The sequence below is a fragment of the Ochrobactrum soli genome (genome assembly GCF_003664555.1).
Taxonomy (GTDB): Bacteria; Pseudomonadota; Alphaproteobacteria; order Rhizobiales; family Rhizobiaceae; genus Brucella; species Brucella teleogrylli.
Map to the genome: position 1 here is coordinate 1 of NZ_RCHH01000034.1, position 9,084 is coordinate 9,084.

Below are 9,084 nucleotides of genomic sequence, written 5' to 3' on the forward strand. Positions count from 1 at the left end.
CAAAAGTAGCAGCAACCGCCAGCGAAGCCAGCGCGCGCAATGTCCGCATTGATGTCGGCGCACGGATGCGAAGCATGTGGAAGTGATGTTCCGTGTTCCATACGCGCGCGAATGGACAAACACTTTGTATGAAACCATTCCTGTCTCATGCAACCCAGCTAGCTTCTGACAATCTGGTCCATTGGTCTTTTAGGTCGGATCGCGTCGATTCCATTCTTTCATCGGCGACCCAAGAGAAGGGTCGCCCGATCGGTTAGGTTTCTATCGTAGTCTGAGGCGTAATGCGGTCCATCCTTTAACAGTTGGAGGATGTTGTCAGACATGGGCCGCTTTTCCGACGCTTCGCGCAAGCCAGATCTGAAACCGTGGTGCTACATCACAAAGCTCGCCAAACGCCTCTGCTGGCAGTTTTCGCTCGATGCTCGAAAGGTCCTCCTCCGACGGGTCTTTTTTTGACCATTGGCCCCATGTTGATGAACGCGGATTGACCAGGAGTCGAGCAGATGGAGAACGCCGTCGTAAGCTTCTGATATCGCGTTGCGAACGCGCGCCCAGCGCCCGGCATGGCACCATCTGTCGAAGCGATCTACACAGGTTATAATGGACCGCAGCGGGCTGGAATTTCTGCCCAGCTTGCTATCGCGACGTTTTATCGCCGGTGGGCCAGCGCCTGATTGGGCTGGCGCAGGCTCGGATCGAACGGGCTGATCTTGTGGGAAATGATCGCCGCTTCCCGGCGCAGCAGTTCAACGACAGTTTGCAGCCGCTGTTCGGTCAGGCGTGAGGCCAGCGTGCCGACGCTGAAGGCCGCCACGGCTTCGCCGCTATGGTCGAGAATGGGCACGCCGACACCAGCCATGCCGTCGATCATATTAAAGTTGAAGGTTGCAGCGCCTGTCTTTCGCACGTCATCAATCATGATACGCAGATCAACTTCGTCGATGGTGGACTTATCCAGAATGCGGGGCATGTTGAAGCGGATGATCGCTTCCCGCTCTTCTTCCGGCAGGAAGGCGAGAATGGCGAGACTGCCCTGACCGATACCAAGCGGAACCTTGCCGCCAATATCGCCGGTATAGGAGCGGATCGGAAAAGGTCCCTCGACACGATCAAGACACACAGCATCAAAATTGCTGCGCACCAGCAGGAAAACCGTATCGTTGAACGTGGTCGACAGCCGTAGCAGCGCCGGGCGCGCAATATTCAGTATCCCGTCGCGTTGCCGGGCCTGCGCTGCCATGGCGAAAAACTCCAGCGACAGGCGATAGGCCTTCTTGTCGGCGATCTGCTCGACAAGGTTTTCGGAAATCAATGTCTTCAGCAGACGATGGGTGGATGGCTGGCTCAATTCGAGATCACGGGCCAGATCGATCAGCCGCACGCCGTCCTCGGCGCTGGCGGCCAGACCTTTCAAAATATGGATTGCCTTCACCAGACTTGAGTTGAGAGCGGCGCCAGATTTCGAATTCTCTGATATATCATCCATAAAACTGCTTCCAAATTCTGTATTTTAAAAGATGTATATAATTTCTTCCGGATTTGAAAATTATAATTTGTAATCGCAGAATTTTTTCTGCCATCTGAAAGCGTCGCCAAATGGGAAGGTCCGGCGAGGCACCGAAAAAGTGCTGCAAACGGATCGGCGGTTTTGCTTCAGGCGTTGTTCAGGGAACGATGCGGCCGCGAAAGCGGCTGGCCACTAAAGTGTTGCTGCGCAACCGAGCATGAATGACCGCCCCGCCAGCCAGCCCTGTAAAGAGGCGACGTGAGATAACATCACGGCGCTTCCGCTCCCCCGCACATTTCTGCGGAAGTCAGGCCGAGAGGGAGACGCAATGAGCTTTTTGACCCTTTCCGGAATTTCCCGCCACTACGGCAAGTTCGCGGCTGTCGATAAATTCAATCTGACGATTGAAAAGGGGGAGTTCATTTCGCTGCTCGGCCCTTCCGGGTGCGGCAAGACCACCACCTTGCAGATGATCGCCGGACTGGTGCCCCCGACCGCCGGTTCGATCACGCTTGATGGTCGCGATATTACCCGTCTGGCCCCGGCCAAGCGCGAACTTGGTGTCGTCTTCCAGAGCTATGCGCTGTTTCCGCATATGACGGTGGCACAGAATGTCAGTTTCGGCCTTGAAATGCGCAATGTGGCCAAGGCCGAGCGCGAAAAGCGTGTGCGCGAGGTGCTGGAACTTGTGCATCTTGGCGCTCTGGCGGATCGCTATCCGCGTGAGATGTCGGGCGGTCAGCGCCAGCGTGTTGCGATTGCCCGCGCGCTGGTCATCAATCCGCCAGTGCTGCTTTTGGACGAGCCGCTCTCCAATCTCGATGCGCAGCTGCGCGAGGAAATGCAGTTCGAACTGCGCCGCATTCAGCGCACCGTCGGCATCACCACCATCATGGTGACCCACGATCAGGCCGAAGCGCTGTCGATCAGCGACCGAATCGTCGTCATGGAAAAGGGTCTCATCACGCAGGTCGATGCGCCGTACAAGCTCTACGAGCATCCACACAACCATTTCATTTCCAATTTTGTCGGCAAGTCCAACTTCCTCAAGGCGCGCGCCGAAGGCGAGATGATCGCGCTTGCGGGCACGGCGATCCGCTTCCCGGCAGGCGAAACCAAGCTTTCCGGCGATGTCTCAGTGTTTATCCGCCCGGAAAAAGTGCAGTTGGTGAATGACGGCGAGGGTCATATCGCCGGTGAGGTCGCAACGCGCTATTTTATGGGTAGCCAGTGGTTGCTCGGGGTCAATACGGCAGCAGGCCCACTTTCGGTGGCACTGCCCAATCTCGGTAATCCGCCGCCAGCCGAAGGCACGCAGGTCGGCCTCAACTGGAACCATGAAGACTGCCGTATCCTCACCGCAGGGGTGAACTGAGCATGGCTTCGGTGACTTCCCAGGATATTTCCGCAGCCCCGAAGGAACCGCGCAATCTGATGCCGCTTTTCCTGGCCGGGCCGTCGACGCTACTTTTCTTCGCGCTGGTGCTTTTGCCGCTGGGGCTAACGATCCTGCTGTCGTTCAATAGCTACAGCTATGACAAGGGCATCGAGAACGTCTATTCGCTCGCCAATTACGTGCAGGTTCTCAAAGACCCCTATTACCTGTCGATCTTCTGGCGGACGCTCAAGCTGGCGCTCATAACAACCGTCATCACGGTGCTGATTGGCGTGCCGGAAGCCTATATTCTTTCGAATATGCGCAAGCCGTGGCGCTCGATCTTTCTGCTAGTGATCATCGGACCGCTTCTGGTTTCGGTCGTGGTGCGCACCTTCGGCTGGAGCATGCTTCTCGGACGCAATGGTCTGGTGAACAGCCTGCTGCAACTGGTCGGCCTGCCGACGACACAGATCCTTTATAGCGAGACCGCCATTGTGATCGGTCTGGTGCATATCATGCTGCCCTTCATGGTGATCCCGGTCTGGACCGTGCTGCAAAAGCTCGATCCGTCGGTGGAAGCGGCCGCGCTTACGCTTGGCGCATCGCGCCTGACAGCATTGCGCCGCGTGGTATTTCCGCAGGCAGTGCTGGGCATTCTTTCGGGCAGCCTCATCGTCTTCGCCCTGTCGGCAAGTTCGTTTGCCATTCCGGGCCTGCTTGGCGGACGCCGTCTCAAGATGGCGGCAACCGTTGTCTATGACGAATTCCTGATCGAGTTGAACTGGCCGCTGGGTGCAGCCATCGCCATCATCGTTCTGGTGGCCAATCTCATCATCATGATCGCCTATAATCGCCTGCTCGAAGGGCAGGCCAAGAAGAAACTGGGGTAAGCACCATGGTCAAGAACGGTCCTTTTGCCCTTTTCTTCCACACGCTGGTCGTCATCTTCATGCTGGCGCCGATGCTGGTGGTGTGTCTGGTGGCTTTCACCCCGGAAAACACGCTGACCATGCCGTGGAACGGCCTTTCGCTTCGCTGGTTCAAGGCTGTGTTCGAGCATAACGACTTTATGACGTCGTTCTATAACAGCGTGAAGCTCGCCTTCTTCTCGGCCACGATCTCCACATTGCTGGCGGTGCCGTCCGGGCTTGCCATTGCGCAATATAATTTCCGTGGCCGCGATGCGCTCAATGCGCTGTTTCTGTCGCCGCTGATCATTCCGCATCTGGTGCTGGGCGTCGCATTCCTGCGCCTGTTCTCCCTGATGGGCTTCACGGGTTCATTCGTCTGGCTGGTTGCCGCGCATTCCATCGTGATCACGCCTTATGCGCTGCGCCTCATTCTCGCTTCGCTCGGCAGCATGGACCGCAATGCGGAAAATGCCGCGCGGACGTTGGGTGCCGGAGAATGGACAGTGTTCCGCCGCATCACCTTGCCGCTTTTGCTGCCGGGTCTGTCGGGCGGCTGGCTGCTTGCCTTCATCAACTCCTTTGATGAGCTGACCATGTCGATCTTCGTCACGTCGCCTTCGACGGTCACGCTGCCGGTCCGCATGTATATGTATGCAAGCGAATCCATCGATCCGATGATGGCTGCGGTCTCCGCCTTGATGATCCTCGTCGCGACCCTCACCATGATCATCATTGACCGCATGTTCGGCCTCGACCGTCTTCTGGTAGGCAAGGGCTGATCCGATCATGACGATCCCGGTTTCACCTTCGGCGGCCCAGTTCCGCAGACGGTATCGGCTGGCCGAACAGCCGCTCAGCTTCTCGCTTGACGGCGTGCCTTGCGAGGGACGCCGTGGCGACACCGTGTTGACCGCCATTCTGTCGGTGCAGGGAAAGCTGCGTCATACCGAATTCACCGGCGAACCGCGCGCAGGCTTCTGCCTGATCGGCGCTTGTCAGGATTGCCATGTCATGACCGCGGAAGGGCGGCGGCTACGCGCCTGCACAACACTACTGGAAGAAGGCATGGCGTTTGTGACGGAGCCTTCGACATGAGCGCTGTTGCGTCCCCTCTTTTGGCACCCGTCATTGTCGGCGCAGGGCCTGCGGGCATTCGCGCCGCCGAAACTCTCGTCAAGGCTGGTCTTCGGCCTGTCGTGCTGGACGAAGGCATGCGCTCCGGCGGGCAGATTTATCGCCGCCCGCCGATTGATGACGGGCGCAGTTATCGCAGCCGTTATGGTTCCGAGGCTCCCAAGGCCGAAGCGCTGCACACGACATTCGACACGTTGCGCGGTTCTATCGATTATCACCCGGAAACGCTGGTCTGGAATATTTCGCGCAACGATGGCGATCATCTCGATCTCCTGACGGATGGCGTGCATGGTCAGCTGCCCTATAGCCATCTCATTCTTGCAACCGGCGCAACGGATCGTGTGCTTCCCTTCAAGGGCTGGACGAAGCCCGGCGTCTATACGCTTGGCGCATCGCAAACTGCGCTCAAGGCGCAAGGCTGCACCGTTGGCGAACGCGTCGTGTTCATGGGTTCCGGCCCACTGCTTTATTTGGTGGCTTGGCAATATCACCATGCAGGCGCCAAGGTGGCGGCTGTTCTGGATACAGCGCGTTTTGCTGCCAAGTTTCATCTCGCGCATCTGGCGCTGTACGCGCCCCGCATTGTGGCGCTTGGGGCCTATTACGGCCTGCGCCTGAAACTGGCGGGCGTTCCGATCCACTATGATGTTCGGCCCGATTGCGTGCTGGGCGACGACCATGTCGAAGGTTTGCGTTATCGCACGGGCAAGAGCGAACACGAAGTGGCCTGCGATGCGCTGGCCTATGGTTTTGCGCTCCGCCCGGAAACGCAGCTTGCCGATCTTGCCGGTTGCGATTTCCGCTTCGAGGACCGCGACCGCGCCTGGTTGCCGATGACGGACAAGCTTGGCCGCACCAGCCGCATCGGCGTCTATGTCGCCGGTGATGGTGCTGGTATCGCCGGTGCCGATGCTGCCGAAATTCGCGGTCAGCTGGCCGCTATCGCGCTTCTTCGCGATCTTGGATTGCCATTCGATAACGGGACCGAACAGCGTCTCATTCGCAAACGCGATGGCATTTATCGCGAACGCCTGATTGTCGAAAAGGCATTTCCGTTTCCGCTCGACTGGTTTCAGACGGTGGCAGGCGATGTCACGCTTTGCCGTTGCGAAGAGATCAGCCTTGCCGAAGCGCGGGATGTGATCGGCGCAGGCAACACACAGGAAATCAATCGCCTCAAGGCCTTGAGCCGGGTTGGCATGGGGCGCTGTCAGGGCCGTATGTGTTCGGCAGCCGCAGCGGAACTTCTGGCTTCCATGCGCGACAAGTCACCCGCTGATGGCGGACGCATCCGCGCCCAGGCACCGGTCAAGCCGATCCCGCTCGGTTTTGGCGCTGCGGCCAGAGAGGACGTTGCGTCATGAGCCGGCGTCTTCAGGCCGATGCGGTCGTTATTGGCGGCGGCATTGTCGGCGGTTCCGCAGCGCTTTTCATGCGTCAGGCTGGTCTGTCGGTTATCCTGCTCGACAAGGGCTTTTGCGGTGCGCAGGCAAGCGGCGTCAACTATGGCGGTGTACGCAGGCAGGGCCGTGCGCTCGAGCAGATCGCCCTATCGCAGCGCGCGCATGAAATATGGGCGCGGCTGCCGGAGCTGATTGGCATCGACGGTGAATATATCCGCAGCGGCCATTTGAAACTGGCGCGCACCGAGGAACATTTCGCAAGTCTGGAAGCCTATGCGGCGACTGTTCGACCATTAGGCCTTGCGGTGGAACTGATCGGCGGCAATGCGGTCAAGGACCGGTTTCCATGGCTCCCTGGCAATGTGGCCGGCGCTTCGCTTTGCGCCGATGATGGTCACGCCAATCCGCGTCTTGTGTCGCCTGCTTTTGCACGCGCTGCCAAGGCGGCAGGCGCGACGGTGCTGGAAAATACGCCAGTGCATGACGTGCAGGCGACCGGCGACGGCTTTGCCATTCTGGCGGGAACCGATCTTGCGGGTGAACAGATCGAAATCCGGTCGCGTCTGCTCTTCAACTGCGCCGGTGCATGGTCTGACCGTTTTGCGGCTTCGTTCGGTGAGCCTGTTCCGTTGAAGCGCGTTTATCCATCCATGGTCGTGACCGAGCCGATGCCGCTTCGATTGCCGATGAGCCTTGGCGAAGAAGGCGGCGGCTTTTATGGCCGTCAGGTGACACGTGGAAATTATGTGATGGGCGGCGGGCGCGGCACAGCGCTTGAGAACCCCGATTTTTCGCGTCCGTCGGTCAATGCAGCGTCATCGGTGATGTTGCGCGCCATTGAGCTCTTTCCACACCTGAAAAATGCCCAGGTTATCCGCTTCTGGTCTGGCACCGAGGCCGAAATGCCGGATGGAAATCCGGTGATCGGGCCAAGCAGCCGGATCAAAAATCTCTATCACGCCTTCGGTTTCTGCGGCGCCGGTTTTCAAACCGGGCCGGGGGTCGGAGCCGTGCTGGCCGATTTCGCCGTGAACGGAGAAACGAAAACGCCGATCGGCGCTTTCGCCATCGACCGTTTTGCGCCCGAAAACAATCCAACCTCAAACCACAAAGGGGAGTAGCATGAACACCAACCGGATTACGAAAACCGTTGCAGCCGCGCTTGGCCTGTCGGTCGCTTTCGCTTCCGCCGCATCGGCAGAAACGAAGACGCTCTATATCGGCATGAACGGCGGCAACATGGAAAAGGCTTATACCGAGCACGTCCTGCCGGAATTCGAAAAAGCCAATGACGTGAAAGTCGTGGTCGTGCCGGGCACGTCGGCAGACATTCTCGCCAAGGCCACCGCCCAGAAAGACAATCCGCAGATGCATGTCATGCTGCTCGATGATGGCGTGATGGTTCGCGCCATCAATGGCGGCCTGTGCCAGAAAATCTCCGACGATCCGGTTCTGGGCGATATCCAGCCCGCCGCCCGCATAAAGGATGATATGGCTATCGGCGTTGATATGGGCATGACCGGCATTGCCTATAACAAGAAGCTCTTCGACGAAAAGGGTTGGGCTGCACCGACCTCGTGGATGGACTTCGCTGACGAAAAATACGCCAATGCCGTCGTGTTCCAGTCGGCTTCGGCCTCGACATTCGGACTACACGCATTCCTGATGTTCAACCGCATTCAGGGCGGCGACGATAAGCACCTCGAGCCGGGCTTCGAGAAGTTCCCCGACATGATCGGCAAAAATGTTCTGGAATATATCCCGTCTTCGGCCAAGATTTCGGAAATGGTCCAGACCGGCGAAGCCGCACTCTTCCCGTTGACGCCAACTGGCGTGAACAACCTGAAGGACAAGGGCATTCCCGTTGAATATGCACAGCCGAAGGAAGGTTCGGTCGTTCTCGCCGTGACCGAATGCGTGCTGGCAGGCAACGGCGAGCCGGAACTGAGCCAGAAGCTGGCGCATTATCTGCTGTCAGCGGATGCGCAGAGCAAGGCGCTCGACCATGGCAATGTCATTCCGTCGAACGAGAAGGCCAAGGCCGGTACGCCGGAAGCACAGGCCAAGCTCGATGCGTTCCGCGGTTATATGCAAACCGCGAACACGCTTGATTGGGATGCTGTCAATGAAGGCCGCCAGCAGCTCAACAGCCGCTGGAATCGCACCATTGAGAAGTAAGCTCTTGTCGAAGGCCCGTTCCGGTAAACGGAACGGGCTTGGCTCCGTAACGTTAACTTCGTCGTAAAGCTCTGCCGTGGATAACAGGGTCTGCACTGGCGACCAGTACATCGTCCCGCCGCTGGCGATCCTGGTCACGGCGGGCGCCTGATTTCCAATCTTTTCCTATTCGGATACCGGTGATCTTCGCACCGCAGCGTCGAGCACACTGAGCCCTCATGCATTGCTCATTCAGCAGTGCCAACGATTCTTTCCCACTAACCGAACTTAAAGCAGCATAGGTACACGGGGTAAATTGGTTGGCACCATTCTGATTTAGAGCAAGAGTCATTAACAAGCTCGACCAGTTCCTTGTAAAGGACTTAGCTCCAATTCCAGATTGCCAGTCAAAATTCTTGGTAGTGGTCCCCCTCCATCGGCGAAAAGGCTGGTACGCTTTGAAAGGGTATGAACCGCTGCCCCCTGCCATTGGTAGATGCGCTGATTGCCAGTCAGAGTTTCGCGTATCTCGCTCCTGCCCGGATCGCGTTCCAATAAAGAAGCGCTGAGTTACATACAGATTCCAGTTGAATG

At 58.1% G+C, this 9,084-nt stretch carries 8 protein-coding genes; 7 read left to right on the plus strand and 1 reads right to left on the minus strand.

The window, feature by feature from the left end:
* Positions 1-649 precede the first annotated feature (649 nt).
* Positions 650-1,486 carry an IclR family transcriptional regulator gene (locus D8666_RS23620; RefSeq protein WP_121539650.1) on the minus strand — a complete coding sequence of 279 codons (837 nt, stop codon included), beginning with the start codon at positions 1,484-1,486 and terminating at the stop codon, positions 650-652.
* A 349-nt stretch (positions 1,487-1,835) separates the two neighbouring features.
* On the opposite strand from D8666_RS23620, the gene D8666_RS23625 reads away from it, so the two are divergent.
* The 7 genes from D8666_RS23625 to D8666_RS23655 are packed head-to-tail and all read left to right on the plus strand — an operon-like array spanning position 1,836 to position 8,511.
* Positions 1,836-2,882, plus strand: coding sequence for an ABC transporter ATP-binding protein (locus tag D8666_RS23625; protein ID WP_078338212.1), 1,047 nt, complete (start codon positions 1,836-1,838; stop codon positions 2,880-2,882).
* A 2-nt stretch (positions 2,883-2,884) separates the two neighbouring features.
* Positions 2,885-3,775 carry an ABC transporter permease gene (locus D8666_RS23630; protein WP_121539651.1) on the plus strand — a complete coding sequence of 297 codons (891 nt, stop codon included), beginning with the start codon at positions 2,885-2,887 and terminating at the stop codon, positions 3,773-3,775.
* A gap of 5 nt (positions 3,776-3,780) precedes the next feature.
* Complete coding sequence (locus D8666_RS23635) at positions 3,781-4,575, plus strand: ABC transporter permease (RefSeq protein ID WP_121539652.1); 795 nt, start codon at positions 3,781-3,783, stop codon at positions 4,573-4,575.
* 7 nt (positions 4,576-4,582) lie between these two features.
* Positions 4,583-4,891, plus strand: coding sequence for a (2Fe-2S)-binding protein (locus D8666_RS23640; protein WP_121539653.1), 309 nt, complete (start codon positions 4,583-4,585; stop codon positions 4,889-4,891).
* The gene (locus tag D8666_RS23645; protein ID WP_121539654.1) at positions 4,888-6,294 is read left to right on the plus strand and encodes an FAD/NAD(P)-dependent oxidoreductase; all 1,407 of its coding nucleotides are present in this window, start codon (positions 4,888-4,890) and stop codon (positions 6,292-6,294) included. Before D8666_RS23640 ends, D8666_RS23645 begins: the two co-directional genes overlap by 4 nt.
* Positions 6,291-7,454, plus strand: a complete 1,164-nt coding sequence (locus D8666_RS23650; RefSeq protein WP_121539655.1) for an NAD(P)/FAD-dependent oxidoreductase — start codon at positions 6,291-6,293, stop codon at positions 7,452-7,454. Before D8666_RS23645 ends, D8666_RS23650 begins: the two co-directional genes overlap by 4 nt.
* A 1-nt stretch (position 7,455) precedes the next feature.
* Positions 7,456-8,511 carry an ABC transporter substrate-binding protein gene (locus D8666_RS23655; protein WP_121539656.1) on the plus strand — a complete coding sequence of 352 codons (1,056 nt, stop codon included), beginning with the start codon at positions 7,456-7,458 and terminating at the stop codon, positions 8,509-8,511.
* Positions 8,512-9,084 lie beyond the last annotated feature (573 nt).

Bases quoted from the DNA above. Each gene is read 5' to 3' on its own strand.
- D8666_RS23620 (WP_121539650.1), bottom strand. From the start codon at position 1,486: ATGGATGATATATCAGAGAATTCGAAATCTGGCGCCGCTCTCAACTCA.
- D8666_RS23625 (WP_078338212.1), top strand. From the start codon at position 1,836: ATGAGCTTTTTGACCCTTTCCGGAATTTCCCGCCACTACGGCAAGTTC.
- D8666_RS23630 (WP_121539651.1), top strand. From the start codon at position 2,885: ATGGCTTCGGTGACTTCCCAGGATATTTCCGCAGCCCCGAAGGAACCG.
- D8666_RS23635 (WP_121539652.1), top strand. From the start codon at position 3,781: ATGGTCAAGAACGGTCCTTTTGCCCTTTTCTTCCACACGCTGGTCGTC.
- D8666_RS23640 (WP_121539653.1), top strand. From the start codon at position 4,583: ATGACGATCCCGGTTTCACCTTCGGCGGCCCAGTTCCGCAGACGGTAT.
- D8666_RS23645 (WP_121539654.1), top strand. From the start codon at position 4,888: ATGAGCGCTGTTGCGTCCCCTCTTTTGGCACCCGTCATTGTCGGCGCA.
- D8666_RS23650 (WP_121539655.1), top strand. From the start codon at position 6,291: ATGAGCCGGCGTCTTCAGGCCGATGCGGTCGTTATTGGCGGCGGCATT.
- D8666_RS23655 (WP_121539656.1), top strand. From the start codon at position 7,456: ATGAACACCAACCGGATTACGAAAACCGTTGCAGCCGCGCTTGGCCTG.